Raw genomic sequence first — 26914 nt, forward strand, 5'->3', positions numbered from 1 at the left:
CCGCGTGCTTCACAGCACGTGGGCCCGATAGCGTTCCGCGATCTCCGCCAGCACCTCGGCGCCGTCCCGTGCCCACAGGGCGGGATTGAAGATCTCCACCTCGACCGGCCCGTCGTATCCGGCCGCCGCGACCTGTTCACGGAACCAGCGCAGGTCCACCGATCCGTCGCCGAGCTGGCCCCGGCCGAGCAGGACCCCCTCGGGCAGCGGTGTGACCCAGTCGGCGACCTGGAAGGCTGCAATCCGCAAGCCCGCGCCCGCCCGCGCGATCTGCCGGGCCACCGCGTCGTCCCACCACAGGTGGTACGTGTCCACGACGACGCCCACCCGATCGGAGGGGTACCGCTCGGCGAGGTCGAGGGCCTGGGCCAGGGTGGAGACCACGCAGCGGTCGGCCGCGTACATCGGGTGGAGCGGCTCGATGGCCAGGCGTACGCCGAGCCTGGCCGCGTACGGCCCCAGTTCCCCCAGCGCGTCCGCGACCCGCTCCCGCGCGCCGCGCAGGTCCCGGCTGCCCGCCGGGAGGCCGCCGGAGACCAGCACCAGCGTGTCGGTGCCCAGGGTCGCGGCCTCCTCGATCGCCGCGCGGTTGTCGGCCAGCGCGCGGGCCCGTTCGGCGGGGTCGGAGGCGGTGAGGAAACCGCCCCGGCACAAGCTGGTGACCATCAGGCCCGCCGCGCGTACGAGCCGCTCCGCCGCCTCGACGCCGTACTCCCGCACCGGCCCGCGCCACAGCCCCACCCCCGGCACTCCGGCCCGCGCACAGCCTTCGACCAGTTCCGGCAGCGACCACTGGCGGATCGTCTTCTGATTGATGCTGAGCCTGCCGAGACCGTCCGCGGCAGCGTTCATGTGATACCTCCGCGGACCGCGAGCAGCTTCCTCATCCGGGCCTCGGCGAGCGCCGGGTCCGGGAACAGGCCGAGCCCGTCGGCCAGTTCGTACGCGCGCGCCAGGTGCGGCAGGGACCGCGCCCCCTCAAGGCCGCCGATCATCGTGAAGTGGCCCTGGTGCCCGGCCAGCCAGGCCAGGAACACCACGCCCGTCTTGTAGTACTGGGTGGGGGTCTGGAACAGATGGCGGGACAGGGCCACGGTCGGGTCGAGGAGAGCGCGGAACCCGGCCGTGTCACCGGTGTCCAGGGTCCGTACGGCCTCCGCGGCGAGCGGGCCGAGGGGATCGAAGACGCCGAGCAGGGCGTGGCTGAATCCGCGCCCGTCACCCGCGATGAGTTCCGGATAGTGGAAGTCGTCTCCCGTATAACAGCGCACTCCGTCGGGGAGTCGGCGGCGCAGCCCGATCTCGCGTCCCGCGTCGAGCAATGAGACCTTGATGCCGTCGACCTTGTCGGGGTGCGCTGTGATCACCTCGAGCAGGGTGGCGGTGGCGGCGTCCAGATCGGCGCTGCCCCAGTAGCCGGTGAGCGCCGGATCGAACATCGGCCCCAACCAGTGCAGGACGACCGGTTCCCGGGCCTGCCGCAGCAGCGTGCCGTAGAGCTCCAGGTAGTCCTCCGGACCGCGGGCGACGGCGGCCAGTGCGCGCGACGCCATGATGACGGCGGTCGCGCCTTCGTCCTCCACGAGCGCGAGTTGGGCCTCATACGCCGCCCGGACACCGGCGAGGGCCGCCGCCCGGCCCCCCTCCGGGACGGGCGGCAGCTGGTCGGTGCCGACTCCGCAGACGAGCCGTCCGCCCATGGACCGGGCCTCGGCGGCGGAACGGCGGATCAGCTCGGCCGCGCCCGCCCAGCCCAGGCCCATGCCGCGCTGCGCCGTGTCCATGGCCTCGGCCACCCCCAGGCCGTGCGACCACAGGTGGCGGCGGAACGCGAGGGTGGCGTCCCAGTCGACGGCCGCGGGCCCGTCGGGCCCGGTGTCGGCGAGCGGATCGGCCACCACGTGGGCGGCCGCGTAGACCGTACGGGAGACCGGCGGAGCGCCGCCCTTGATGTGTTCGGCGGGCTCGGTGCGCGGCCGGTACGGGCGCAACCCGCCGCCCGGGGCGGGAAGTCGAAGGGTCACAGCGCCAGCTCCGGTACGTCCAGGCGGCGCCCCTGGGCCGACGAGGCGAGGCCCAGCTCGGCCAGCTGCACCCCGCGGGCGCCCGCCAGCAGGTCCCAGTGCCACGGTTCGTCGAGTGCCACATGCCGCAAGAACGCCTCCCATTGGGCCCGGAAGCCGCCCATGAAGTGCTCGTTGTCCGGGACCTCCTGCCATCCGCCGCGGAGGTCCTCCGCCGTGGGGGCGTCCGGGTCCCACACCGGCCTGGGCGTGGCGGACCGGTGCTGGACCCGGCAGCGGCGCAGGCCCGCGACGGCCGAGCCCTCGGTTCCGTCCACCTGGAACTCGACCAGTTCGTCACGGTGCGGGCGGACCGCCCAGGAGGAGTTGATCTGCGCGACGACACCGTCCGCCAGCTCGAAGATGCCGTACGCCGCGTCGTCGGCGGTGGCCTCGTACGGGTCGCCCGACTCGTCCCATCGGCGCGGGATGTGCGTGGTGACGTGCGCCTGAACGGTCTTCACGGGGCCGAACAGCTCGCGCAGGACGTACTCCCAGTGCGGGAACATGTCGGTGACGATGCCGCCGCCGTCCGCCGCGCGGTAGTTCCACGACGGCCGCTGGGCGGGCTGCCAGTCGCCTTTGAAGACCCAGTAGCCGAACTCGCCGCGCACCGAGAGGATCCGTCCGAAGAACCCGCCGTCCACGAGCCGTTTCAGTTTGCGCAGCCCCGGCAGGAACAGCTTGTCCTGGACGACTCCGTGCCGGATCCCGGCGGCGTCGGCGAGCCGGGCCAGTTCCAGGGCCCCGGCCAGTCCGGAGGCGGTCGGCTTCTCGGTGTAGACGTGCTTGCCCGCCGCGATGGCCTTGGCCACGGACTCCTCGCGGACGGAGGTGACCTGGGCGTCGAAGTAGAGGTCGACGGCCGGGTCGGCGAGGACCGCGTCGAGGTCGGTGGAGACGTCCGCCACCGGGTCGAGCCCGTGCCGCTCGGCGATGGCCCGCAGGGCATGCGCGCGGCGGCCGACGAGCAGCGGCTCCGGCCACAGCACGCGGCCGTCGCCGATGTCGACGCCGCCGCTTTCGCGGATGGCGAGCAGGGATCCGACGAGGTGCTGGTGGTATCCCATGCGGCCGGTCACGCCGTTCATGGCGATGCGCAGTGCGGTGCGTGTCACTGGGGTCCTTTCCTCGGCGGTGGCTCCGTGGCAAGGCGGAGGCGGTGGCTCCGTGGCAAGGCGGACAGAAAGCGCTTTCTGCGGGTGATGACGCTAATGGCTCCGCTCTCGGTGGGACAAGGGTGCGCAGCGGTCGAGACCGCCGGGCGCCCTGCCCGACGAGTTATCCACAGGCTCCCCGTCGCCGCCCGATCCAGTGAGAGCATGGACGCCGTCAGCCCGCGGAGCCGGCAACCCGGAGGTATCCGGCGTGCCGGGGCGGCCGCGCGCGTCCTTCACCGTGCTCACTTCTGGAGGAACACATGGCAGTGACCCTGGCCGATGTGGCGGCACGGGCTCGGGTCTCGGCGGCGACCGTGTCGCGCGTGCTGAGCGGTAACTATCCGGTCGCGGAGGCGACCCGCGCCCGGGTGCTGCGCGCCGTCGACGAGCTGGAGTACGTGGTCAACGGCCCCGCGAGCGCGCTCGCGGCCGCCACGTCCGATCTCGTCGGGGTCCTGGTCAACGACATCGCGGACCCCTTCTTCGGAATCCTGGCCGGCGCGGCCCAGGCGGAGTTGGGCATCGGGGACGGCCGGGCCGGTGAGAAGCTCGCCGTCATCTGCAACACCGGTGGCGCGCCCGAGCGCGAACTGACCTACCTCACCCTCCTCCAGCGTCAGCGCGCCGCCGCCGTCATCCTCACCGGCGGCACGGTGGAGGACGCCGAGCACACCGCCGCGGTGGCCGCCAAGGTCTCCCGGCTGGCGGCGTCCGGCACCCGGGTGGTGCTGTGCGGGCGCCCGCCGATAGCCGACGCGGTGACGCTCGCCTTCGACCACGCGGGCGGCGCCCGGCGGCTGACGGAGCATGTGCTGGCGCTCGGCCACCGGCGGATCGGGTACGTGGCGGGGCCGGCCGGGCGGACCACCACGACCGATCGGCTGGCGGGGCACCGCGCCGCACTGGCCGCCCGGGGGGCGGAGGGCCACGAGGGACCGGCGAACGAGCGGCTGACGGTGCACAGCTCCTACGACCGCTCTTCCGGCTACGACGCCGCCCTGGAACTGCTGCGCCGGGAGCCGGATCTGACGGCGGTCGTCGCCGCGAACGACACCGTCGCGCTGGGGGTGTGCGCGGCGCTGCGCGACCAGGGGCTGCGGATACCGCAGGACGTGTCGGTGGCGGGCTTCGACGATCTGCCGTTCAGCGCGGACGCGGTCCCGGCGCTCACCACGGTGCGGCTGCCGCTCGACCAGACGGGCGCGCGGGCGGGGCGGCTGGCGGTGGGCCGCGAACCGCAGCCGCCGGGCGGGGTCGCGACGATACGCGCCGACCTGATGGTGCGCGACTCCACGGCTCGGCCCCGGCCCGGCGCCGTGTGACCTGGCCGTCGGCCCTCCGTGGCTGCTGCGGCACGGGGGCGTCCGGCCGATGCCGGGTGCGCGGTATGCCGTCTCGCGGCCGGAAAATCGCTCGCGCGACCGGGTGGGGCAGGGAAAGATCGACAGTTCCGATACGAGCGGAGGGTGCCGCGCTGATTACGCATCAGGTCGTTCAGTGGAGCGAGGACGACGAGGCGCGCAGCGCCCGTTGGCGTTCCGAGAGCGGCGCGCCACCCCCGCGGCGGGTGGTGGTGGCCGACGACCGGCTCACCGCCGACGCCGCCTACCGCCTGGTCTCCGAGGGCACCGCGCTGCTGTGGCGCGGTGACTTCCACGGCGCCCGCCAGTTATTGGCCGCCATGGCCAGACGCGCCGACCGGGGGCCGCGCAGACGGCGCGGGGCACGCGGTCGGGCGACGGCGCGGAGGGCACCCGCGGATGCCGTCGGCGTCGGCACGGCCCTCGATGTCGGCACCGCCCTCGACGCCCGCGCCGCCCTCGACACCGGAACGGCCGTCGGCACCGGAACGGCCGTCGATGCCGGCACGGCCGTCGATGCCGCCGGTGACACCGGTGCCGCCGTCCGTGCCCAGGCGTTCCATCTGCACCGCAAGGCGCAGGCAGAGCGCGCCCGCAGGCTGGGGCTGCTCCTCGTACCGCTGGACGCCGGGCACACGGTTCCGCTGCGCCGGGCACCGGACGTGCGCGAGGTCTGCGCCCAGGCGTACGGCCCGTCGGAGGAACCGTCGGTGCTCTCCCTGCGGGAGCTGACCGGGCTCATCGGCGCGTACGAATGGCGCAGGAAGGGTGTCCCGGTGCCCGCACTCGGCGGCGACCGGATCCATCCGCACTACGGCGTCTTCTCCCCGGTGCGCGGCGAGTACGTGGACCTGGTGGCGCGCGCGCCGCTCCCGGCCGACCGGGCCCTGGCGTTCGACATCGGCACCGGGACCGGTGTGCTGGCGGCCGTGCTGGCGCGGCGCGGCATCGGCCGGGTGGTCGCGACGGACCAGGATCCGCGCGCGCTGGGCTGCGCCCGGGAGAATCTGGCCCGCCTGGTGCCGGACGGCCGGGTGGCGGTCGTCGAGGCCGACCTGTTCCCGTCCGGGCGGGCGCCGCTCGTCGTGTGCAATCCGCCGTGGGTGCCCGCCCGTCCCAGTTCTCCGGTGGAGTACGCGGTCTACGACCCCGGCGGCCGGATGCTGAACGGCTTCCTCGACGGGCTGGCCGCGCATCTGACGCCCGGCGGTGAGGGCTGGCTGGTCCTCTCCGACCTCGCCGAGCACATGGGGCTGCGGTCCCGCGCCGAGCTGCTCACGGCGTTCGACCGGGCGGGGCTGACCGTGGTGGACCGTATCGACGTCCGCCCCCGGCATCCGCGCGCGGCGGACCCGGCCGATCCCCTGCACCGGGCACGCGCGGCGGAGGTGACCTCGCTATGGCGGCTGACTCCCCGAGGCGGTCGTTGACCGCCCGGCCCGGGCTGCCTAACGTCCCGTCACATCCGATACGTACCGGATTCCCCCTCCGGCCTGCCCACCGATCCCTTGCGAGGCGCCCGATGAAGCTTGCCTTTTCCACGCTCGGGGTCTCCGGGCTGCCCGTCCCCCAGGTCGCTGCGCTCGCGGCCGAGCACGGCTACCACGGGGTGGAGCTGCGTACGCACCCCGAAGAGCCGGTGCACCCGGGTCTCGACGCGGCCGGGCGGGCGGCCGTGGTGGAGGCGTTCCGGGCGGTCCGGGTGGAGATCGCGACCGTCGCGGGGTATGTGCGCGTGGCCGAGGCGGGCCCGGACGAACCGGTCGTGGCGGGCCTGCGGGAGCTGTCCCGCCTCGCCGCGGACCTCGGCGCACCCTTCGTACGGGTCTTCCCCGGCGGCTCCGGGCAGGCGCCGGCCGAGGCGGACGCGGCGGCGGCACGGCGGCTGGCGGCGGCCGCGCCGTACGCCGCGGGCCTGGGCGTGCGGCTGCTCCTGGAGACCCACGACTCGCACCCCACCGGCGCCGACACGGCTCGCGTCCTGGCGGACGTCCAGGCCGACGGGGTCGGGGCGATCTGGGATCTGATGCACCCGTGGCTCGGCGGTGAGGAACCGGCCGACACCTTCGCCGCGCTCGCCCCGCACCTGGGCTGTGTGCAGGTCAAGGACATCGCGTCGGCGGAGGACACCACTCCACTGCCACTGGGCGACGGGGTGCTGCCGCTCGGCGAGTGCGTGGAGTTGCTCAGCCGGTCCGGGTGGGAGGGGTGGCTGTGCTGGGAGTACGAGAGGCACTGGTATCCGCAGGTGGCGCCGCTGCCGGGGCTGTTGGGGCCGGCGCGGGACCATCTGATGCGGCTGCTCGCGGACGCCGCCTGACCCCGGGCGACCCGACTCCTGACGACCTGACTCGTGACTGCCGGCCCCCGGACGGCCTGTCCGCCGGGAGTCGGAGGCCGGGAAGGCGGATTCCGGGCAGCGAGGTGAGCGCCACGCCGCCGACCAGCAGCGCGGCGGCCACCCAGCGCAGCGGGCTGACCTCCTCGCCCAGCAGCAGGGCCGCCGAGGACATGCCGAAGACCGGGACGAGCAGGGAGAACGGCGCGACGGCGGAGGCGTCATAGGTGCGCAGCAGGAAGCTCCAGGCGCCGAAGCCCAGTACGGTCGCGCCCCACGCGACGTAGAGGATGGTGCCGACGCCGCCCCAGTCGAGCGAGGCGAGCGCCGCGCGGTCGGCGGCCGGGCCCTCGAAGACCAGGGAGAGGCCGAGCAGCGGCAGGACGGGCACCACGCTCACCCACACCATGAAGCGCAGCGCGTCGGGTGGGGCGGCGCGGCGCATGAGGATGTTGGACACGCCCCAGCCGGCCGCGGCGGCGATGGCGAGGACGAAGCCGAGCACCGGGCCCGACGCGCCCTCGTCGACGGCCGCCACGGCGATTCCGGTGAGGGCGACGGCCATGCCGACCAGCCGGACGGGGCCGGGGCGTTCGCCGAGGACGACGGCGGCGAACAGGGCGGTGAAGACGGCCTGGATCTGCAGCACGAGCGAGGAGAGCCCGGCGTGCAGGCCCTGGTGCATGGCGACGAACAGCAGCCCGAACTTGGCGACGCCGAGCGCCAGCCCCACCCCGATGATCCAGCGCCAGGGGACCTGCGGCCGTCCGACGAAGAAGACGGCGGGCAGCGCCGCCGCCAGGAAGCGCAGCGCGCAGAAGAGCAGCGGCGGGAAGTGGTCGAGACCGACCTCGATGACGACGAAGTTGACGCCCCAGACGGCGGCGATGAGGACAGCGAGCAGGAGGTGAGCGGGTCGCATGCGTCGAGCATCCCGGCCATGACCATGAAGGACCAGCGCTGATTACTTCATGATTGGATGCAGCATCGCTACAAGGTCAGGGAGTGGAAGGGGAGGCCGGATGCTGGAGCTCTCACGGCTGCGCGCGCTGCACGCGGTCGCCACGCACGGTTCGATCAGCGCGGCCGCCATCGCGCTCGGCTACACCCCGTCGGCCGTCTCACAGCAGATCGCCAAGCTGGAGCGGGAGACCAGGACCACGCTGCTGGAGCGGCAGGGCAGGGGCGTGGTGCTGACCGACGCGGCGCAGCAGCTGGCAGCGACCGCACAGCAGTTGCTCGTCCTCGTCGAACAGGCCGAGACCGCGCTGGAGGAGCGGCGCGGACTGCCGACGGGCCGGCTGGTGATCGGCGCGTTCGCGTCGGCCGCGCGCGGGCTGATGCCGTCCGTACTGGCCGAACTCACGTGCGCCCACCCGACTCTGGACGCCCGGCTGGTCGAGCTCGACCCGCATGTGACCCCCGACCTGGTGGCGCGCGGGGTGATCGACATGGCGATCACGCACGACTGGGACATCTCCCCGCTGCCCGCGCCGGACGGCGTGGAGCGCGCCGTCATCGGCGACGACCCGTCGGACGTCCTGGTCCCGGCCGGTCATCCGCTGGCCGGACGCGACGTACTGCGCCGCGCCGACCTGGCCGACCAACGGTGGATCTGCCAGCCGCCGGGCTCGGTGTGCCACGACTGGCTGGTCCGTACGCTGCGCGCCTCCGGGCACGAGCCGGATCTGGCGTACCAGGTCGCCGAGTACCAGACGCAGATCGCGCTGGTCGCGGCCGGTCTGGGGATCGCCCTGGTGCCACGGCTCGGCCGGTCGGCCGTGCCGGAGGGAGTGTGCACGATCCCGCTGGAGCCGGCGCCGGTACGGCGACTGTACGCCCTGTGGCGGCCGGGCGCGGCGCGGCGCCCGGCGATCACCGAGGCGGTGCGGGTGCTGCGGGACCACTGGCCGCTGCGCCGCTGACTACTGCAAGACCACTGGCCGCTGCCCCGCTCACTGTTGCGGGAACATTGGCCGCTGCGCCGCTCACTGCTGCAAGACCACTGGTCGCTGCGCCGCCGGCAGGGCGGCTGACGGTGCTTTTGCCGCCGGAGCGGGGCGCCACAGGCTCAGGCTGCGAGGCCCGGTGCGGGATGTCCCGTGGCCCCGCGCCGAACGCGTCCGCGCACAGTTGCACGAACCAGCGGACGCCCGGTACGACCAGCAGCCACCCCAGCACCGCCCAGCCCAGGTGGAGATGGCCGAGCATCCGGCCGACCGCCGCGACGCCGTCGGCGCGCACGGCCCCGTCATCCGTCTCGTACCGCATCCGGCGCAGCCGCTCGGGGTGGGTCTCGGCGGGCACCAGGACCAGCCCGGTCGGCTCGCGGCGCGCGATCCACCGGCCGAAGCCGGTGCACGGGCCGCAGCTCTGCGCGACGTAGAGCCGGGCGGTGGCCGCGCCCGGCCAGGGCCGCGCGCGCGGCACCCAGGCGCGTACCCCGCGGCGGTACTCCGTCCACGCCGCGCCGTACGTCTCGCGCAGCCCGGCGCCCTCGTGCCAGTCGGCGAGCCCGGCACCGTACGCGAAGGCGCTGGCAGCCGCCGCGAGCAGCCGCCAGTCCAGCGCGAGGGCCCCGAGCAGCGCATAGCTGAGCGTGATCGACAGTTGCATGGGATTGCGTACGTAGGCGTACGGGCCGCTGGTGACCAGCCGGACCGGCGGGTCGTACGGCACCGGCGTGCCGCCGCCGCGCTGGACGAACTCGCGTACGGCGACGACACCGAGCAGCAGGGGCACCGCGAGCAGTTGAGCGGCCGTCAGCAGTCCGGTGGTGCCACCGGGCAGTCGGGGCGCGGCGAGGGCCAGCGGCCCGGCGAGCATCAGGGCCCCGCTGAGGAGCACCTGCATGCCGGCGCGTACGGCCAGGTGTCTGCCGCGTACGGTCCAGCGGGCCAGCAGCAGGCCGGGCACCAGCGCCACGGCGACGCCGACCGCCTCGCCCAGCAGCCAGGCGCCGCCGAGCCGGACGACGGGCGCGGCGAGCGGCATCGCGGCGAGGTCGAACCAGGTGAGGGCGGCCACGACGAGCGGCAGCGGCAGCCGGTCGGCGCCGGCGAGGACGGGCAGGGCGCCCCACAGCAGCGCCCAGCCGAGCATCAGGTCGACGGGGAGCCCGGCGGCGGTGCCGCCCTCGGCGTGGAAGGACCACCAGCCGGTGTGCACGGCGAGGAGGTTGAGCGCGGGCAGCCAGACGATCTGCCAGGCGGTGGCGAGGATCGCGGCGGCGAGCGTGCGCCGCGCGGGCGGCCGCAGGGCGGCGGCAGCGGCGGTGGCGAGCAGGGGCACGAACAGCCCGACGGCGCGGACGAGCGCGGGATCGGCGGTCATCGCGCGCCCCCGGAGCACAAGCGCCCACCCACCCGACCGGGTCCGGAGCACAAGCGCGCACCCACCCGACCGGGGCCCCCGCGTCCTTCCGCGGCCGGGTGCGTCCGGGCCGCCCGGCTCATCGCGCGCCCCCGGCGGCCTGCCCGGCCCCGGTCGTCCGTCCGGCCGGCTCCGCCTTGGCCGACTGCGCGAACGTGTCCGACAGGTAGCACGCCGCCTGCTTCATCGCGTAGGACTGGATCGGCCCGAAGTACCAGCCGGGGTCGAACGTGCGGCGGTACCGCAGCCTCCACGTCACCTCGGTACGGCCGTCGAGCGTCTGCCGCCAGCGGACCTCCGCGGAGCGCAGCTCCAGCCAGCGGGCCAGCGTCGTGTCGCGTTCGACGTCGAAGACGACCCGGCCGGGCGCGCGTTCGGCGACGACCAGCCGCATCGAGCGCGGCGTCGGGTGCGCGCCGATGCCCAGCGCCTTGCGCGGGTTGAACGTGATCTCCCGCGTGTCGCCGACGTCGAGCCCATGGCCGGTGGCCCGCTGGGGGCGGGGGAACGGGATGCGCAGGAAGAGCGGTTCGGGCGCGTCGAACCTCGGTGGCGCCGCGAGCGCCCGCTCGTACGCCTCCGGGCTCACCGCGACCGTACGGGTGACGGACACGGCGTTGTCGCGCGGGAGTTCGTACGCCCCGGCGCCCTCCAGGGCGAGGAGGCCGACCAGCGGCACCGTGACGAAGGCGTGGGCTCGGCCGCCTCGGCGCTCGCGGCGTGCGGCGTCCGCGCTGAGCCCGATCGCGGCGGCCATCGCGTAGAACAGCGGCGCGGCCGTCACCAGGCAGATGACGCCCTCGTTGAGCAGCGGCCCCGCGAGGGCCAGACCGATGGTGACGGAGGCCATCGCGGTGCCGGTGACGGTCTGGGGGCGGCAGGCGAGCGCGACGGTCAGCGCGATGACCGCGGGCACCCCGACGTAGAAGAGCGCGGTCTGCTCCAGATGGCCCGCGTGCAGCACCTTGTAGAGCAGCATCGCGGCGAACAGCGCGGTCAGGACGCCGATCAGCCGCCAGCGCGCTCCCGAGATCCGGGGCCGTTCAACCTCTGGCCCGCTCTCCATCGCCCCGTCTTCCACCGCCCCGTGTTCCATCGCCCCGTCCTCCATGGCTGCCCCGCCCTTCTCGTCCATGGCCCACCCTCCTTCATCAGCCGGTTTAACCGACTGACTTAATCACTCGATTAAACCGTATGATGAGGGACGGCGAGAGGACACTCAAAGTGACGGCGGACACCAAGAACGCGAAGGACACCAAGGACCGGCTGATCGAGGCCGCGACGACCGTGCTCAAAGCGCACGGGTACGGAGGCACCAGCGCCCGTACGATCGCCAAGGAGGCCGGAGTCAACTCGGCGCTGGTCTTCTACCACTTCGGCGGCGTCGACCAGCTGCTGCTCGCGGCCCTCGACCGCTCCTCCGCCGAGCGCATGGCCCAGCACAGCGCCACCGTCGCCGAGGTGCGCACCCTCGAGGAGCTGGCCGAGGCCGCCACCCGCATCTACCGCGACGACCTCGACGACGGCCACATCACGCTCTTCTCCGAACTCGTCGCCGCCGCCGTGGCCAAGCCGGAGCTGCGCGAGGAGGTCTCGAAGCGGGTCGAACCCTGGCTGGAGTTCATCGAGTCCACGCTGGAGCGGGTGATCGGCGGCACCCCGCTGGCCCGGCTCACCCCGCCCCGCGACCTGGCGAACGCCGCGATCACCTTCTACCTCGGGGTCAATCTCTTCACGGTGCTGGACGCGGATCGCTCCCGTACCGAATCCGTCTTCGCGATGGTCAAGCGGCTCGCGCCACGGGCCAAGCTGCTGACCATGCGGCTGCCCGGGCGGCGCAACGGGGCGCGGCGCGCCACCGAGTAGGGCCTATATGCCGGGGACCACGGGCCCGTGCCGGGACCATGGGCGCATGCGTCCTCTCGCTCTCGCCGGTCATCAGCTCGTCCTCGCCCGTCATCACCGGCTGATGGCCGCGTTCGGCCGTCGCGGCCGAGCGGTTCCCACCGCGCTGCTGGCCGTCGCGCTGACCGCCCTGCCGACCGCCTGCGTCGGCCAGGGCTCCAGCGCCGGGGCCTCCCCGTCCACCGCCGTCGGCCCCGGCGGGACCGTCCCGGCGGCGACCGCTTCACCGAGCGGACGGATCGACACCGGGCTCGCCTACTTCCACTCCGCCGCGGGCGCGGCGCCGGAGGTACGGGAGGTGATCCGGACCCGCGGTCAGCTCACCGGCTTCGCGGAGCGGTTCGGCCGCCGCGCGCCCGACATCACGGCGGGCGCGAGCGGCACCGACTTCTCCCGTGTCGTCCTGGTCGGCTGGTCGCTGACCACCGGCTGCGCCCATTGGACGTCCGCGACCCTGCGCCGATCGGGTGACACTCTCGAACTGCGCCCGGGCCCGCACGCCACTCCCCCACCCGAGTGCTTCGCACCGTACGGGGCCGTGGCGGTCCTCACCGTGCCCCGCGAACGGATGCCGAAGCACCCTCGTTTCACCCATTGACCCGCCCCTGGTCCACCCGTATCCGTGTCATAGAGCGCTTGCCACCCCCCTTCACGGAAGGAGCGCAAGTGCACCACGCCACCTCCCACACGCCCTCCCGGCGTGCCCTGCTCACCGCGACGGCGGCCGGCGCCGCCGCAGCCCTCGCCGCCGGCGGGCAGTCGGCCGCCCACGCCGCCGGGCGCGCCCCGCATCCCGGCCGCGACCGGTTACGCGCCCTCATCGCCCGGATGACGCTCGAAGAGAAGATCGGGCAGCTCTTCGTGATGCGGGTGTACGGGCACTCGGCCACCGACCCCGACCCCGCCGACGCCGAGTCCAACCGCAAGGAGATGGGCGTGGCGAACGCCACCGAGCTCATCGCCACCTACCACGTCGGCGGCATCATCTACTTCGCCTGGGCGCACAACACCCGCGAGCCGCACCAGATCGCCGCCCTCTCCAACGGCATCCAGCGCGCCGGGCTCACCCGGCCCACCCCTGTCCCGCTGCTGATCTCCACCGACCAGGAGCACGGCATCGTCGCCCGCGTCGGCGCACCCGCCACCCTCTTTCCCGGCGCGATGGCGCTGGGCGCGGGCGGCAGCGCCGCGGATGCCCGCGCGGCGGCCCGTACGGCGGGCCGGGAACTCGCCGCGATGGGCATCCGGCAGAACTACGCGCCGGTCGCCGACGTCAACGTCAATCCGGCCAACCCCGTCATCGGCGTGCGCTCCTTCGGCGCCGATCCTCGGTCGGTCGCCGACCTGGTCGCCGCGCAGGTGAGGGGCTATCAGCGCGGCGGGGTCGCGGCCACCGCCAAGCACTTTCCCGGCCATGGCGACACCGCCGTGGACAGCCATGTCGGGCTGCCGCTGATCACCCACTCGCGGGCCGAGTGGGAGCGGCTGGACGCCCCGCCGTTCAAGGCCGCCATCGCCGCCGGCATCGACGCGATCATGACGGCGCACCTGCTGTTCCCGGCCCTCGACCCGGTCGACGACCCGGCGACCCTGTCCCGGCCCGTCCTCACCGGCGTGCTCCGCGGCGAACTGGGCTTCGACGGCGTCATCGTCACCGACTCCCTCGGCATGGCCGGGGTCCGGGAGAAGTACGGGGACGACCGGGTGCCGGTGCTCGCGGTCAAGGCGGGCGCGGACCAGCTGCTCAACCCGCCGGATCTGCCCGTCGCCTGGCACGGGCTGCGTACGGCGGTGGAGCGCGGCGAGATCAGCGAGGCCCGGCTGGACGAATCGATCCTGCGCATCCTGGAGCTGAAGGCGCGTCGGGGCCTGTTCAGCGCGCCGTACACCAGTGACGAGGCGGTGGACCGCATCGTCGGCACGCGCGCGCATCTGGCCGCCGCCGATCGGATCGCGGACCACACGACGACGCTGATCAGCAACCCGAACGGGCTGCTGCCGCTGTCCTGCCGCGACCGTCGGCGGCTGCTCGTCGCGGGTGTCGACCCGGCCGCGCCCTCGGGCACCGGCGGCCCGCCGACCGCCGTGCTGGCCCGCGCCCTGACCGGGCTGGGGTTCACCGCCGACGCGCTGTCCACGGGGACCGGCGCGCGGCCCGACCCGGCGCGGGACCGGATCGACGCGGCGGTGGCGGCGGCCCGCGGCCGGGACGCGGTGATCGTGCTGACGTACAACGTGAGCGCGGCCTCCAGCCAGCGGACGCTGGTGGCGGAACTCGCCGCGACCGGTGTCCCGGTGGTCCACCTCGCCCTGCGCAATCCGTACGACATCGCCCGGCTGGCGGACAGCGGGGTCACGGCCTCACTGGCTGCGTACGGGTGGACGGACGTGGAGCTGCGCGCCGCCGCCCGGGTCGTCGCGGGGCGGGTCCGGCCGCGCGGCAGGCTGCCGGTGTCCGTCCAGCGCGCGGACGACCCGGCCCGGGTGCTGTACCCGGTCGGCCACGGCCTGACGTACTGACGGGTCCGCGGACCTGCTGACGGGTCCGCGGGCGTACTGACCGGCCCGCGCTGGAAGGCCGATCGCCGGACGGGCTGTACGACGCCCGTCCGGCGATGGCGGAACAACCTCGGCTACGGGCGCAGCAGCGGCTCCCGCTCCAGGTCCCGCCGGTCCAGCTTCGCGTCGTGCTTGGCGAGCGGCTTGGCGGGCTTGTCGCCCTCCAGGACGGCGGCGGGCGCGACGCCGGCCCACTTCAGGATGGCGGCCGTGGCCTTCTCCTTCTCGCCGGCCTTGAGACCGGCGACGTTGGCGCCGTGGTTGCCACCGGGCGCGACGAAGACGTACGAGTCCTCGGCCTTCTTGCCCAGGCGGAACGGTTCAGCGCCCCACGGGTCGTTCTGCCCGTTGACGAACAGCATCCGCTCGGCGTTGTTCCGCACCCAGCGGTCGACGTCCCGCATCGCGGCCGGCTTGAACTTCATCGGGATGTCGCGCGGCACGTAGTTGCGCGGCTGGTAGATCCCGGGGTAGCGCAGCAGGCCGTCCAGGTGCGGCGTCTTGAAGGTGGGCGAACCCAACTGCGTGCCCGCCTGGTAGTAGTACGGCGTGTAGGTCTCCAGGCCCTGGTCGGTGTAGGCCGAGAAGCCGGAGATCTCGTCGATGAAGCGGTACAGCTCGTCGGTGGAGGCGGTCGGCGCGGGAATGTCCCCGCACTCCTTCAACCCGTGGTACTGCCAGAACGCCCAGGCCAGGTCCAGGACGACGTTCTCGTACGCCTTGTCGGCGCTGCCCACGACCTCGAAGGTCTGCTTCTCGCCGTCGGCCCACTTCTGGTAGCGGGCGACGATCTCGTCGCGGCGGACCAGGGCCTCGCGCTGGACGGCGTCGAGCTGGGCGCGGCACTCCTTGGAGCCGACGGTCTTGAAGAACCGGTCGTAGGCCGAGTCCTCCTTGTTCACCACGTCATTGGGCGCGACGTAGGCGACGGTGCCGTCCATGTCGTCCGGGTAGAAGCGGCGGAAGTAGGTGGCCGTCATGCCGCCCTTGCTGCCGCCGGTGGCCAGCCAGTTCTTGCCGTAGATCGGCTTGAGGGCCTGGTAGAGGCGGTGCTGGTCGGTGGCCGCCTGCCAGATGTCGAGCTTGGACCAGTCGGCGGGCTGCGGCCGGGACGGGGTGAAGAAGCGGTACTCCATCGAGAGCTGGTTGCCGTCGATGATCTGCGTCGGCTCGCTGCGCCGCGGGCTGGTGTTGACGTTGTAGCCGGAGGTGAAGAACACCGTCGGCCGGTCGGTGGACTTGTGCAGCAGCGTGATGCGCTGCTGGAAGGTGCCCTTGGACGGGTTCCGGTGGTCAATCGGCTGGGTGTAGTTGAGTACGAGGAAGCGGTAGCCCTGATAGGGCTTCTCCTCCACGAAACTCATCCCCGGTATCGCGAGGATACGGTCCTTGATGTCCGACTCCGCGTTGGTCGCCGCGGTGGCGGATAGGGCACCGTCATGCTCCGCCGCATGGGTGGTGCCGCCGGTGACTCCGACGGTGCCTATGAGCACCGCGGACGTCAGCAGGCATCTGAGCGCCTTGTGCATTCGCCCTCCCCTGGGTTGCAAAGGTCGCCGTGAACCTACCGGCGTACGCCTGGCCCCGCCAGCCCCGATCAGCACACTGGCGAATACGGAGAGTTGTGGCACAACCTCTTTCGTAGCGGACCGTGATGGCGCATGCTGCTGCTATGGACGGATACGAGGAGCATGGGCGAAGTGAACGTACCGAGCGGCTGACGCAGTATCTGACGGAGCTGCGGGAGCGGATCGACCCTGAGTCGCTGGACCTGCTGCTGCGGCTGCTGCGCGAGGTGAGCACCTCGCCGGCGGTGCGCGGCGGGACCTATGAGCTGGGCATGGGGCCGGAGGAGAAGGCGCTGTTCACCCCGGCTCTGCAGGCCGAGTTGCTGGTGCTGTTCGGCTTGCTGACCGCACAGGACGAGCGGGTCGTGGTCGACCTGGGAGACGCCCCGCACGCCAAGGGGATGAAGATGCTGGTGCCTCAGGAACAGGCGGAGGACCCCGAGTTCCTGGAGCGCCACCGGCAGCGGGTGGCGGCCGAGGCGGAGCGCCGGGAGCGGGACCGGCGCGAGGTGGAGGCCATCGCTCGGGCGAGTGGAATGGAAGCCTGAGCGTCACGTTGAGTGACGAAAGCCTTGTGGGCTTGATGGACTCTCACTACTGCGAGCGGGTGCCCCGGCGAGGGCACTACCGCGTGCGGGTGCCCCCGGCGAGCGCCGGGGGCAGGGGCGCGGTCATGCCGCGGCCGGTTCCGTCTCGCCCGTGAACGTGCGCCACAGCTCCGCGTACCGGCCGTCCCGCGCCAGCAGCTCGGCGTGGGTGCCGTCCTCGACAACCCGTCCGCGGTCCAGCACGACCACCCGGTCGGCGCGGGCCGCGGTGGTCAGCCGGTGGGCGACGACCAGGGTGGTGCGGCGGCCCGCCAACCGGTCCGTGGCCTGGTTGACCAGGGCCTCGGTGGCCAGGTCCAGGGCGGCGGTCGCCTCGTCCAGCAGCAGGATGTCGGGGTCGACCAGTTCGGCCCGGGCCAGCGCGATCAACTGGCGCTGGCCGGCGGACAGGTTGCGGCCGCGCTCGGCGACCTCGTGCAGATAGCCGCCGTCCAGGGAGGCCACCATGGCGTGCGCGCCGACCGCCCGCGCGGCCGCCTCGACCTCGGCGTCGGTCGCGTCCGGCCTCCCGTAGGCGATGGCGTCCCGAACGGTCCCGGAGAACAGATACGACTCCTGGGGGACGACGCCGAGCCGGTGCCGGTAGCCGGTGAGGTCGAGGTCGCGCAGGTCGTCGCCGTCCACGCGGACCGCTCCGGAGGTCGGGTCGTAGAACCGGGCGACCAGCTTGACCAGCGTCGACTTGCCCGCGCCGGTCTCGCCGACGAAGGCGACGGTCTGCCCGGCCGGTATGCGCAAGGAGAGCCCGGAGAGCGCGGCGGCCTCCGCCGTGCCCTCGGCGCCGCCGTAGCGGAAGTGCACGTCCTCGAAGGCGACCTCACCGCGCAGCTCGCCCACGCGCAGCGGCTTCTCGGCGGCGGGCGTGGTGGTCTGTTCGCTCAGCAGTTCCTGGATGCGGCGCAGGGAGACGCTGGCCTGCTGGTAACCGTCGAAGACCTGGGAGAGCTGCTGCACAGGGGCGAAGAACAGGTCTATGTAGAGCAGGTACGCCACCAGGGCGCCCGCCGTGAGGGTGCCGTCGCTCACCCGCCCGGCGCCCACGATCAGCACCAGGGCGGCTGCCACGGAGGACAGCAGCTGAACGAACGGGAAGTACACGGATATCAGCCATTGGCCGTGCACACGGGCCTGGCGGTAGCCGTCGCTGCGCTCGGCGAACCGCTCGCGGCCGATGTCCTCGCGGCGGAACGCCTGCACGATCCGCAGCCCGGCGACGCTCTCCTGGAGGTCGGCGTTGACGAGACTGACGCGTTCCCGCGCGAGTTCGTACGCCTTGACGCTCTGCCGCCGGAAGAAGACGGTGCCCACGATGAGCGGGGGCAGGGTCGCGAACACCACCAGCGCCAACTGGACGTCGATGACCAGCAGGGCGACGAGTATGCCGAAGAAGCTGAGCAGGCTGACCACTGCGGTGACCAGACCGGTCTGGAGGAAGGTGGACAGCGCGTCCACGTCGGTGGTCATGCGGGTCATGACCTTGCCGGTCAGCTCGCGCTCGTAGTAGTCGAGGCCGAGGCGCTGGAGCTGCGCGAAGATCTTGACCCGGAGGGAGTACAGCACACGCTCCCCGGTCCGTCCGGTCAGCCGGATCTCCCCGACCTGCGCGGCCCACTGGCCCACGACGACCAGCAGCGCGAGTCCCGCGGCGGCCCAGACGGCGCCGAGCGCGGCGCGCTGCACGCCTTCGTCGATGCCGTGCCTGATCAGCACGGGCAGCAGGAGTCCGGCGAGGGCGTCGATGCCGACGAGCAGCAGGGCGAAGGCGAGCGGGGTGCCGAAGCCGCGCAGCAACCGGCGCAGTCCGTACGCCTTCTCCGGCCGCTCGGCGGCGTCCTCGTCGATGTCGGGGGTGTCTGTGGCAGGCGGCAGGGCCGCGACCTTCGTGAGCAGTTCGGGGGTCGCGGGCATCCCCGCGAGTGCGCCCGCCATGCCGCCGCCCGCGGGCGCGGCAGGGGCCGTCGAGCCCGCCTTGCCGGGCTCCCCGGCCGCCGCGCCGCCGGCTCCTGTGGCGCCGTCGGCCCCGGCCCGGTCCAGCCCGTCGCCGCGCCGCCACAGCTCGGGCGTCACCCCGTCCACGAGCCTGCGGTGGGCGCTGACGGGCTCGCAGTCGAACTCGGCCTCCTCCTCGACGTCGAGCTCGAAGTCGAGATCGAGGTCCAGCTCGCGCACGCCGCCGCCGACCGCGAGCCCGGCCGGGTCGCGTGCCACGCCGCCGAGCTCGTCGGGGTCGGTGAGCAGCCTGCGGTAGAGCGCGCAGCGGTCGCGCAGCTCCTCGTGGGTGCCGATGTCGGCCACCCGTCCGCCGTCGAGGACGGCGATCCGGTCGGCGAGAGCGAGGGTGGAGAGGCGATGGGCTATGAGCAGGGTGGTGCGGCCGGCCATGACGCCGCGCAGCGCCTCGTGGATCTCGTGTTCGACGCGGACGTCCACGGCGGAGGTGGCGTCGTCCAGGACGAGCAGCCGGGGGTCGGTCAGGATGGCGCGGGCCAGGGCGATCCGCTGGCGCTGGCCGCCGGAGAGGGTCAGACCCTGCTCACCGACCCGGGTGTCGTATCCGTCGGGCAGCTCGCTGATGAACCTGTCGGCCTGGGCGGCGCGAGCCGCCGCGCGCACCTGGGCGTCGGTGGCCTCGGGCAGCCCGTAGGCGATGTTGGAGCGGACGGTGTCGGAGAACAGGAAGCTGCTCTCCGGTACGAGGCCGATCGCGGCGCGCAGCGACCGCAGCGTCAGCTCGCGTACGTCGTGGCCGCCGATCCGCACGGCTCCGCCGGTGGCGTCGTAGAAGCGCGGCAGCAGCAGGGACAGCGTGGACTTGCCGCTGCCCGAGGCGCCGACGACGGCGAGCGTCTCGCCGGGGTCGATCCGCAGCGAGACGTCGTCGAGCACCGGGCGCTCGGCCTCGTAGCCGAACGTGACGTGGTCGAACTCCACGGTCGCGGGCGCGTCGGCCGGCAGGTCACGGGCATCCGAGCGCTCGCTGAGTGCCGGTTCGGCGTCGATGAGTTCGAAGACGCGTTCGGCGCCGGCGCGCGCCTGCTGCCCCACGGTCAGCATCATGGTGAGCATCCGCACGGGGCCGACGAGCTGCGCGAGATAGGTCGAGAAGGCGACGAAGGTGCCGAGTGTGACCTGGCCCCGCGTCGCCATCCAGCCGCCGAGCGCCAGCATGGCGACCTGGCCGAGCGCGGGGACGGCCTGGAGGGCCGGGGTGTAGCGGGAGTTGAGCCGCACGGTCCGCAGCCGGGCGGCGAACAGCGTACGGCCCACGGCTCGCAGCTTGCCGGTCTCCTGGCCCTCCTGCCCGAAGCCCTTGACCACGCGGACGCCGGTGACCGCTCCGTCCACGACGCCGGCGACGGCGGCCGCCTGCCCCTGCGCGTACCAGGTAGCGGGAAACAGCCGGATGCGGCTGCGGGAGGCGAGGACCCACAGGGCGGGGGCGACGGCCAGCACCACGACCGTGAGCAGTGGTGACAGCACTGCCATGACGACCAGGGAGATGACGAACAGCAGGACGTTGCCGATCATCATCGGCACCATGAAGAGCAGGCCCTGGATGAGCTGGAGGTCGCTGGTGCCCCGGCCGACCACCTGCCCGGTGCTCAGCTCGTCCTGGCGCCGGCCGTCCAGCCGGGTGATCGCCTCGTACATCTCGGTGCGCAGGTCGTGCTGGACGTCGAGGGCGAGCCGGCCACCGTAGTACCGGCGCACGTAGGTGAGGACGTAGACGGCGACGGCGGCGACGATCAGCAGCGTGGCCCATGGGGCGAGCGACCGCTCCTGGTCGACGATCACATCGTCGATGATCAGCTTCGGCACGAGCGGGACCAGCGCCATGACGGCCATGCCGGCCAGTGAGGCGCCGAGGGAGAGCAGCACGTTGCGCCGGTACCGCCAGCAATACCGGACCAGCCGCCGCACCCAGCCTGGCCCGTCTTCCGCGATCGACGCCCTTGGCACCCCGTGACCTCCCGCTCTTCGGCTGTCCGCCCCCTCGGCGACTCCCACCGGAACGCTGCAACGCACGGGTGTGCGGATTTCATCCATCCGCAACAAAACTCGTTCGATGGTCGGAGATCGGGGCGGAGCGGGACCGTCGAAGGTCGCAGGCAGCCGAGGCGGCCTCGGTCGAAGGTCTGAGGCGGGGAGACAGGGAGGCAGGGACGAAGCGGCTCAGGCCGCGGCGCTGCCCGCCTCCTCGGGGACGGCCGTGATCGCCGCACACCGGGCCGCCAGGTCGTCCAGCGAGAGGCCCAGCGTCGCGGCCAGGGCCGCGACGGTGCCGAAGGCGGGGGCGGGGGCGCGGCCCGTCTCGATCTTGCGGAGGGTCTCGGCGGAGATCCCGGCGACGGCGGCGATCTCGGCCATGGTCCGTTCGCCACGGGCCTGCCGCAGCAGGACGCCGAGGTAGCGGCCGCGTTCGCGTTCCAGCGGGGTGAGAGGGGTGCGCACCATGACCGTGATACTAATACCGGTATAAGAATTGGATCCAGGCGGAGGCCCGGGGAATCGGAGGGGTGCGCCCATGGTGGAGATCAAATCGGACGCGGCACTGGACGCGATGCGGGAGGCGGGCCGGGTGGTGGCCAACGCGCTGGAGGCGGCGCGCGACGCGGCCGCCGTCGGCGTCTCACTGCGCGAGCTGGACGAGGCGGCACGCACCGTGCTGCACGAGGCACGGGCCGACTCGCCGTTCCTCGGCTACCGGCCGCAGTTCGCGCCGACCCCGTTCCCCGCCGTCATCTGCACCTCCGTCAACGACGCGATCGTGCACGGCATCCCGGACGGCTACCGGCTGCGCGACGGCGACCTGCTCAGCGTCGACTGCGGGGCCGTGGTGGACGGCTGGACGGGGGACGCGGCGGTCAGCTTCACGGTCGGCACCCCGCGCCCGGCCGACGAGCGGCTGATCGAGGCCACCCGGCGCGCCCTGGAGGCGGGCATCGCGGCGGCCGTGGTCGGCGCCCGGCTCGGGGACGTGGGCCACGCGATCGGCAGCGTGGGGCGGACGGCCGGATACGGCATCCCGGCCGACTTCGGAGGGCACGGCATCGGGCGCCGCATGCACGAGGACCCGCCCGTCCCCAACGAGGGGCGGCCCGGCCGCGGCTTTCCGCTGCGGCACGGGCTGGTGATCGCGATCGAGCCGATGTTCCTGGCAGGCGGCTCGGACGCCTACGTGACGGACGGCGACGGCTGGACGCTGCGTACCGCGAACGGCGGGCGCGCCGCGCACAGCGAGCACACGGTGGCGATCACGGAGGACGGCCCCCGCGTGCTGACGCTGCCGTAGGGCGTACGAGCCCCGCGTGGGCGCGCAAGAGCGCCGCGCGTAAGACGCATGACCTCGCCGACCCCGGAATAGGCGGCTACCCCAGCAGCTGAGTGAAGCGCGGCAGGTCGATGTTGCCGCCGGAGATCACCACGCCCACGCGGGGCGGCAGCTCCGCGATCCGGCCCGCGAGCAGCGCCGCGAGCCCGGTCGCCCCGCTGGGTTCGACCACGATCTTCAGACAGCTGAACGCGAGGGCCATCGCCGAGCGGATCTCCTCGTCGCTGACGAGCACCACCTCGTCCAGCACCCGCCGGTTGATGGCGAACGACAGCTCCCCAGGGGTCTCCAGCGCCTGCCCGTCGGCGATCGTGCGGGGGACCGGGATCCGGATCCGGTGCCCGGCCTCCAGCGAGCGCTTGTAGTCGTCGCCCGCCTCCGGCTCCACCCCCACCGTACGGATCGCGGGGTCCAGGGCTCGTGCGGCGGTCGCGCAGCCGGCCATCAGCCCGCCGCCGCCGACCGGGGTGACCAGCGCGCCCAGGTCGGCGACCTGCTCCATCAGCTCCAGGCCGACGGTGCCCTGTCCGGCGATGACGTGCGGATGCTCGAAGGGCGGCACGAGGGTCAGCCCGCGGTCGGCGGCCAGCTTCTCGCCGATGGCTGCCCGGTCGCCGGTGTAGCGGTCGTAGGTCACCACCTCCGCGCCGTAGCCGAGGGTCGCGGCGCGCTTGGACGCGGGCGCGTCCTCGGGCATGAGGATGACCGCGGGCGCGCCCAGCAGGCGCGCGGCCAGCGCGACGGCCTGGGCGTGGTTGCCGGAGGAGTACGCGGCCACGCCACGGCGCAGCTCGTCGGCGGAGAGTTGGGCGATGGTGTTGTAGGCGCCGCGGAACTTGAACGCGCCGACGCGCTGGAGGTTCTCGCATTTGAGGAAGACCTCGGCGCCGACCCGTTCGTTCAGGATCCGTGACGTCATCACCGGCGTCCGGTGGGCGACACCGTCGATCCTGGCCGCCGCCGCGCGGATGTCGTCGAATGTCACCTGCTGATGCGCCTGCGTGGTCATACCGACCCGCCCTCCCCTAGTGACGTGTGACTCTTTCGTGAGGTCCGCCCGGCCGGTTCGGCCTGCGCCTGCTTGCGGACGTCCGACAGATACGCGTACGCGGACGCCCGGGAGATGCCGAGCCGGGCGGCCACGCGGGGCACGGCCCGGCGCATCGCGAACACCCCGGTGGCCTCCAGCCGGGCGAACAGGGCGATGCGCTCGGCCCGGTCGAGATCCGCCCACTGCTTGCCCTGGGCGAGCTGGAGGCCGTCCACCGCCGCGTCGACCACGTCGTCCACGTCGTTGCTGAAGGTCGTCGTCGGCACGGCGGCGCCCGCCGCCACGGCCGCGAGGTCGCCGACGCCGACGAGGTCGCCGACCAACTCGTGGACCTGCCGCAGAGCCGTGATGTCGAGATTGACGCAGAAGGCCCCGAAGGCGGTGCCGTCGGACGTGCGCAGCACCACGGTGGAGGACTTGAGCATCCGCCCCGAGGGGGTGCGGGTGACGTAGTTGAGCCGGTCGGGCGCGGCGTCGCCCTGCCGCAGCAGGTCCATGCCGATCTGGCTCATGGCACCGCCGACGGTACGGCCGGTGAGATCGCCCGCGATGACGGCCACCGAGCCTTCCGGCCGCCGGAAGTCGTGCACGACGACCTCGCAGGACCGCCCCAGGGTCGCTGCCAGCCCTTCGGCGACCGGGCGCAGTGCGGCGATGATCAGGTCCGCTTCGCTGCTGCTCACTGGAGAAACGGTACAGCCCTTGGACGATGTGTCCAAGGGCTGTGACGCGGAGAAGGTCAGGCGCGGGCGGCGGCGATCTGGCGGGCCATGATCGTGGTCAGCTCGTACGCCGTGTGCGAGGCCGCGACGGAGGTCATCTCGGCGTGGTCGTAGGCCGGTGCGACCTCGACCAGGTCGGCGGAGACCAGGTTGCAGCCCGCCAGCCCGCGCAGGATCTCCAGCAGCTCGCGGGAGGTGAGACCGCCGGCCTCCGGGGTCCCGGTGCCCGGCGCGTGGGCCGGGTCGAGGACGTCGATGTCGATGGAGATGTACAGCGGGCGGTCGCCTATGCGCTGGCGGAGCTGGTCGGCCACCTCGTCCACACCGCGCCGCATGACGTCGGCGGAGGTGACGATGCCGAAGCCCATCTTCGCGTCGTCGTCCAGATCCTTCTTTCCGTACAGCGGACCACGGGTTCCGACATGCGAAAGAGCGGAGGTGTCGAGGATGCCCTCCTCCACCGCGCGCCGGAACGGCGTGCCATGGGTGTACTCCGCGCCGAAGTAGGTGTCCCACGTGTCCAGGTGCGCGTCGAAGTGCAGCAGTGCGACCGGACCGTGCTTGCGGGCGACCGAGCGGAGGATCGGCAGCGCGATGGTGTGGTCGCCGCCGAGGGTCATCAGGCGGGCGCCGGTGCCCAGCAGGTCGTCGGTGGCCGCCTCGATCGTCTCGACGGCCTCGTTGATGTCGAACGGGTTCGCGGAGATGTCACCGGCGTCGGCGACCTGCGCGAGCGCGAACGGCGAGGCGTCCTGGGCCGGGTTGTACGGGCGCAGCAGCCGCGAGGCCTCACGGATGGCGTTGCCGCCGAAGCGCGCGCCGGGGCGGTAGGAGACCCCGGTGTCGAAGGGCACGCCGACGACGGCGACGTCGGCGGTGCCGCCGACCTGGTCGATGCGCGGCAGCCGGGCGAAGGTCGCGGGCCCGGCGTAGCGCGGGATACGGGACGAGTCGACAGGGCCTACGGGCTCACGGACGTCTGTGCTCATGGCGACTGCTGCCTCTTGGCGGTGCGGGGTCAGGGGATACGGCTATCGAGCGTAGGGACGGCGACGGAATCCGCACATGTACGTTTCCAAAGACCAAGGACGGCTATTTGGACACCACGTCCATTTCCTCGGCGCACGGGAGACAATGGGCCGCATGCCGATACCGAGCTCCGCGCCCAGCCGCCCCGAACTGATCGACCACCTCATCCGCACGCGGATCGCGGGGAACGTCGCCACCCCCCGCGACAACAACCTCTCCCACTACCGCAAGCTGGCCAACGGCGACCGGCACTACTGGCTGGGGCTGGAGCTGGGCGACCGCTGGACCGACGAGCAGGACGTGCTGGCGGTCATGGCGGAGCGCTGCGGCGTGATCGACGATCCGGAGCACCGGGCGGGGCAGGACACCATCGACCCGGAGCTGACGGTCGGCGCCCTGGACCGGATGGCCGCGGAGCTGCGCAAGGCCGCAGAGGCGGGTGCGCGGGTGCTGTTCGCCACCGGGCACCCGGGTGGGCTGCTGGACGTCCACCGCGCCACGGCCGCCGCGCTGCGGGCCGCGGGCTGCGAGATCGTCGAGATCCCCGGCGGTCTCGAGGCGGACGAGGGGTATGTCTTCCAGTTCGCCGACGTGGCGGTGCTGGAGCGCGGTGCGACGCTGTGGCACACCCACTCCCCCGCCCCGATGGCGGCCATCCTGGACGGGCTCGCCCGGGACGGCCGACCGCTGCCGGACCTGGTGGTGGCCGACCACGGCTGGGCGGGCTGCGCCGGACAGCGCGGCATCAAGGCCGTCGGGTACGCGGACTGCAACGACCCGGCGCTGTTCCTGGGCGAGGCGGAGGGCACGCTGGCGGCGGTGGTGCCGCTGGACGACCACGTGACCAACCCGCGGTTCTACGACCCGATGACGGCCTATCTGCTGGACGCGGCGGGGCTCACGGCTCAGTTCTGAGCCGTGCCGCCGGCCTCCGCTTGTGCCGCGGCCCTGGGCCGCGGCACCCGGATCATGCCCTCCTGGACCACCGACACCGCGAGCTGCCCCTCCTGGGTGAAGATCCGCCCCCTGGCGAGGCCGCGGCCGCCCGCCGCGGTCGGGCTCCGCTGGTCGTAGAGCAGCCACTCGTCGGCGCGGAAGGGCCGGTGGAACCACATGGCGTGGTCCAGGCTGGCGCCGACCACGTCGCCGACGGCCCAGCCGCCGCGCCCGTGGGCGAGCAGCACCGAGTCCAGCAGGGTCATGTCGGAGACGTAGGTGGCCAGGCAGGCGTGCATCAGCGGCCGGTCGATATCGCCGTCCAGTTTGCCGTTCACCCGGAACCAAACCTGCGACTTCGCGTCGCGGGGCTGTCCGATGCTGCCGTACGGCGGCGGATCCACGTACCGCAGATCCACGGCGGAACGGACCTGGACCATGCGCCGGACGACCCGCGGATCGGTGAACAGGTGGGCGTAACGCGACACTTGTTCCCGCGCGGTCGGCAGGGTCAGCGGATCGGGGGCCGCCGGCATCGGCTCCTGGTGTTCCAACCCCTCCTCGGACACCTGGAAGGAGGCGGAGAGATGGAACATCGGCTTACCGTGCTGGACGGCGACGACCCTGCGGTTGCTGATGGAGAAGCCGTCGCGGATCCGGTCGACGGTGTAGACGATCGGCGCGCGGGGGTCGCCCGGCCGCAGGAAGTACGAGTGCAGTGAGTGCACCGCGCGGCCGTCCGGGACCGTGCGCCCGGCGGCGGCCAGGGCCTGCGAGGCCACCTGGCCGCCGAAGGCCCGCTCCACCACGGACGGGCGGCTCGCGCCGCGGAAGATGTCCCGGTCGATCTGCTCCAGGTCGAGCAGGTCGACCAGGTCCTGAAGTGCTTCATTCATGGTTCACGGCAGTC

22 protein-coding genes and 1 pseudogene are annotated in these 26914 nt (G+C 73.1%); 10 read left to right on the top strand and 13 right to left on the bottom strand.

Annotated elements, in window-relative coordinates:
- Window positions 1-9: 9 nt before the first annotated feature.
- From Q3Y56_RS11230 to Q3Y56_RS11240, 3 genes are read right to left on the bottom strand one after another with little or no spacing between them, the layout of a single operon-like run.
- Window positions 10-852, bottom strand: coding sequence for a sugar phosphate isomerase/epimerase (locus tag Q3Y56_RS11230; protein ID WP_304461812.1), 843 nt, complete (start codon window positions 850-852; stop codon window positions 10-12).
- The gene (locus Q3Y56_RS11235) at window positions 849-2024 is read right to left on the bottom strand and encodes a dihydrodipicolinate synthase family protein (RefSeq protein WP_304461813.1); all 1176 of its coding nucleotides are present in this window, start codon (window positions 2022-2024) and stop codon (window positions 849-851) included. The genes Q3Y56_RS11230 and Q3Y56_RS11235 overlap by 4 nt, the downstream gene beginning before the upstream one ends.
- Window positions 2021-3181 carry a Gfo/Idh/MocA family protein gene (locus Q3Y56_RS11240; RefSeq protein WP_304461814.1) on the bottom strand — a complete coding sequence of 387 codons (1161 nt, stop codon included), beginning with the start codon at window positions 3179-3181 and terminating at the stop codon, window positions 2021-2023. Before Q3Y56_RS11240 ends, Q3Y56_RS11235 begins: the two co-directional genes overlap by 4 nt.
- Window positions 3182-3483: 302 nt before the next feature.
- Between Q3Y56_RS11240 and Q3Y56_RS11245 the strand changes: the two genes are divergently transcribed.
- The 3 genes from Q3Y56_RS11245 (at window position 3484) to Q3Y56_RS11255 (ending at window position 6904) form a co-directional block, all read left to right on the top strand.
- Window positions 3484-4545 (top strand): LacI family DNA-binding transcriptional regulator, encoded by a 1062-nt coding sequence (locus Q3Y56_RS11245; protein ID WP_304461815.1) that lies wholly within the window; start codon window positions 3484-3486, stop codon window positions 4543-4545.
- A gap of 245 nt (window positions 4546-4790) precedes the next feature.
- Window positions 4791-6014 (top strand): class I SAM-dependent methyltransferase, encoded by a 1224-nt coding sequence (locus Q3Y56_RS11250; RefSeq protein ID WP_304461816.1) that lies wholly within the window; start codon window positions 4791-4793, stop codon window positions 6012-6014.
- Window positions 6015-6106: 92 nt separating this feature from the next.
- The gene (locus Q3Y56_RS11255) at window positions 6107-6904 is read left to right on the top strand and encodes a sugar phosphate isomerase/epimerase (RefSeq protein WP_304461817.1); all 798 of its coding nucleotides are present in this window, start codon (window positions 6107-6109) and stop codon (window positions 6902-6904) included.
- A 112-nt stretch (window positions 6905-7016) separates the two neighbouring features.
- Here Q3Y56_RS11255 and Q3Y56_RS11260 read toward each other — a convergent pair.
- A pseudogene (locus tag Q3Y56_RS11260) lies at window positions 7017-7844 on the bottom strand (EamA family transporter); the annotation flags it as partial.
- A gap of 100 nt (window positions 7845-7944) precedes the next feature.
- Here Q3Y56_RS11260 and Q3Y56_RS11265 point away from each other — a divergent pair.
- Window positions 7945-8847 (top strand): LysR family transcriptional regulator, encoded by a 903-nt coding sequence (locus tag Q3Y56_RS11265; protein ID WP_304461818.1) that lies wholly within the window; start codon window positions 7945-7947, stop codon window positions 8845-8847.
- Here the strand turns inward: Q3Y56_RS11265 and Q3Y56_RS11270 are convergent.
- Together Q3Y56_RS11270 and Q3Y56_RS11275 are read right to left on the bottom strand one after the other, a co-directional pair.
- Window positions 8798-10255, bottom strand: coding sequence for a methyltransferase (locus tag Q3Y56_RS11270; protein ID WP_304461819.1), 1458 nt, complete (start codon window positions 10253-10255; stop codon window positions 8798-8800). The genes Q3Y56_RS11265 and Q3Y56_RS11270 overlap by 50 nt on opposite strands.
- 118 nt (window positions 10256-10373) lie before the next feature.
- Window positions 10374-11429, bottom strand: coding sequence for a hypothetical protein (locus Q3Y56_RS11275; RefSeq protein WP_304461820.1), 1056 nt, complete (start codon window positions 11427-11429; stop codon window positions 10374-10376).
- Between the two features lie 89 nt (window positions 11430-11518).
- Here Q3Y56_RS11275 and Q3Y56_RS11280 point away from each other — a divergent pair, with 89 nt between their 5' ends.
- The 3 genes from Q3Y56_RS11280 (at window position 11519) to Q3Y56_RS11290 (ending at window position 14719) form a co-directional block, all read left to right on the top strand.
- Window positions 11519-12160 (top strand): TetR/AcrR family transcriptional regulator, encoded by a 642-nt coding sequence (locus tag Q3Y56_RS11280; protein ID WP_304461821.1) that lies wholly within the window; start codon window positions 11519-11521, stop codon window positions 12158-12160.
- A 46-nt stretch (window positions 12161-12206) separates the two neighbouring features.
- Complete coding sequence (locus Q3Y56_RS11285; RefSeq protein WP_304461822.1) at window positions 12207-12797, top strand: hypothetical protein; 591 nt, start codon at window positions 12207-12209, stop codon at window positions 12795-12797.
- Between the two features lie 68 nt (window positions 12798-12865).
- Window positions 12866-14719 (top strand): glycoside hydrolase family 3 protein, encoded by a 1854-nt coding sequence (locus tag Q3Y56_RS11290; protein WP_304461823.1) that lies wholly within the window; start codon window positions 12866-12868, stop codon window positions 14717-14719.
- 113 nt (window positions 14720-14832) lie between these two features.
- Here Q3Y56_RS11290 and Q3Y56_RS11295 read toward each other — a convergent pair whose 3' ends face one another.
- Entirely contained in the window at window positions 14833-16287 is a 1455-nt protein-coding gene (locus Q3Y56_RS11295) for a S28 family serine protease (protein WP_304461824.1), read from the bottom strand.
- A 143-nt stretch (window positions 16288-16430) separates the two neighbouring features.
- On the opposite strand from Q3Y56_RS11295, the gene Q3Y56_RS11300 reads away from it, so the two are divergent.
- On the top strand, window positions 16431-16874 hold the full coding sequence (locus tag Q3Y56_RS11300; protein ID WP_304461825.1) for a hypothetical protein: 444 nt from the start codon (window positions 16431-16433) through the stop codon (window positions 16872-16874).
- Window positions 16875-16997: 123 nt separating this feature from the next.
- On the opposite strand, the gene Q3Y56_RS11305 is transcribed toward Q3Y56_RS11300, so the two are convergent.
- Both Q3Y56_RS11305 and Q3Y56_RS11310 read right to left on the bottom strand, forming a co-directional pair.
- Window positions 16998-20894: an ABC transporter ATP-binding protein gene (locus Q3Y56_RS11305; RefSeq protein ID WP_304461826.1), complete on the bottom strand. Its 3897-nt coding sequence runs from the start codon at window positions 20892-20894 to the stop codon at window positions 16998-17000.
- A gap of 213 nt (window positions 20895-21107) precedes the next feature.
- Complete coding sequence (locus Q3Y56_RS11310) at window positions 21108-21389, bottom strand: helix-turn-helix domain-containing protein (RefSeq protein ID WP_304461827.1); 282 nt, start codon at window positions 21387-21389, stop codon at window positions 21108-21110.
- Window positions 21390-21459: 70 nt separating this feature from the next.
- Between Q3Y56_RS11310 and map the strand changes: the two genes are divergently transcribed.
- Window positions 21460-22227, top strand: a complete 768-nt coding sequence (map, locus tag Q3Y56_RS11315; RefSeq protein WP_304461828.1) for a type I methionyl aminopeptidase — start codon at window positions 21460-21462, stop codon at window positions 22225-22227.
- A 76-nt stretch (window positions 22228-22303) separates the two neighbouring features.
- Here map and Q3Y56_RS11320 read toward each other — a convergent pair whose 3' ends face one another.
- From Q3Y56_RS11320 to speB, 3 genes are read right to left on the bottom strand one after another with little or no spacing between them, the layout of a single operon-like run.
- Window positions 22304-23275: a pyridoxal-phosphate dependent enzyme gene (locus Q3Y56_RS11320; protein ID WP_304461829.1), complete on the bottom strand. Its 972-nt coding sequence runs from the start codon at window positions 23273-23275 to the stop codon at window positions 22304-22306.
- Window positions 23272-24000 carry a transcriptional regulator gene (locus Q3Y56_RS11325; protein ID WP_304461830.1) on the bottom strand — a complete coding sequence of 243 codons (729 nt, stop codon included), beginning with the start codon at window positions 23998-24000 and terminating at the stop codon, window positions 23272-23274. Before Q3Y56_RS11325 ends, Q3Y56_RS11320 begins: the two co-directional genes overlap by 4 nt.
- A gap of 56 nt (window positions 24001-24056) precedes the next feature.
- On the bottom strand, window positions 24057-25028 hold the full coding sequence (gene speB / locus Q3Y56_RS11330; protein WP_304461831.1) for an agmatinase: 972 nt from the start codon (window positions 25026-25028) through the stop codon (window positions 24057-24059).
- 154 nt (window positions 25029-25182) lie between these two features.
- Here speB and Q3Y56_RS11335 point away from each other — a divergent pair, with 154 nt between their 5' ends.
- Window positions 25183-25983, top strand: coding sequence for a phosphatase (locus Q3Y56_RS11335; protein ID WP_304461832.1), 801 nt, complete (start codon window positions 25183-25185; stop codon window positions 25981-25983).
- On the opposite strand, the gene Q3Y56_RS11340 is transcribed toward Q3Y56_RS11335, so the two are convergent.
- Window positions 25974-26900, bottom strand: coding sequence for an acyl-CoA thioesterase II (locus tag Q3Y56_RS11340; protein ID WP_304461833.1), 927 nt, complete (start codon window positions 26898-26900; stop codon window positions 25974-25976). The genes Q3Y56_RS11335 and Q3Y56_RS11340 overlap by 10 nt on opposite strands.
- Window positions 26901-26914 lie beyond the last annotated feature (14 nt).

It is taken from the genome of Streptomyces sp. XD-27, assembly GCF_030553055.1.
Lineage (GTDB): Bacteria > Actinomycetota > Actinomycetes > Streptomycetales > Streptomycetaceae > Streptomyces.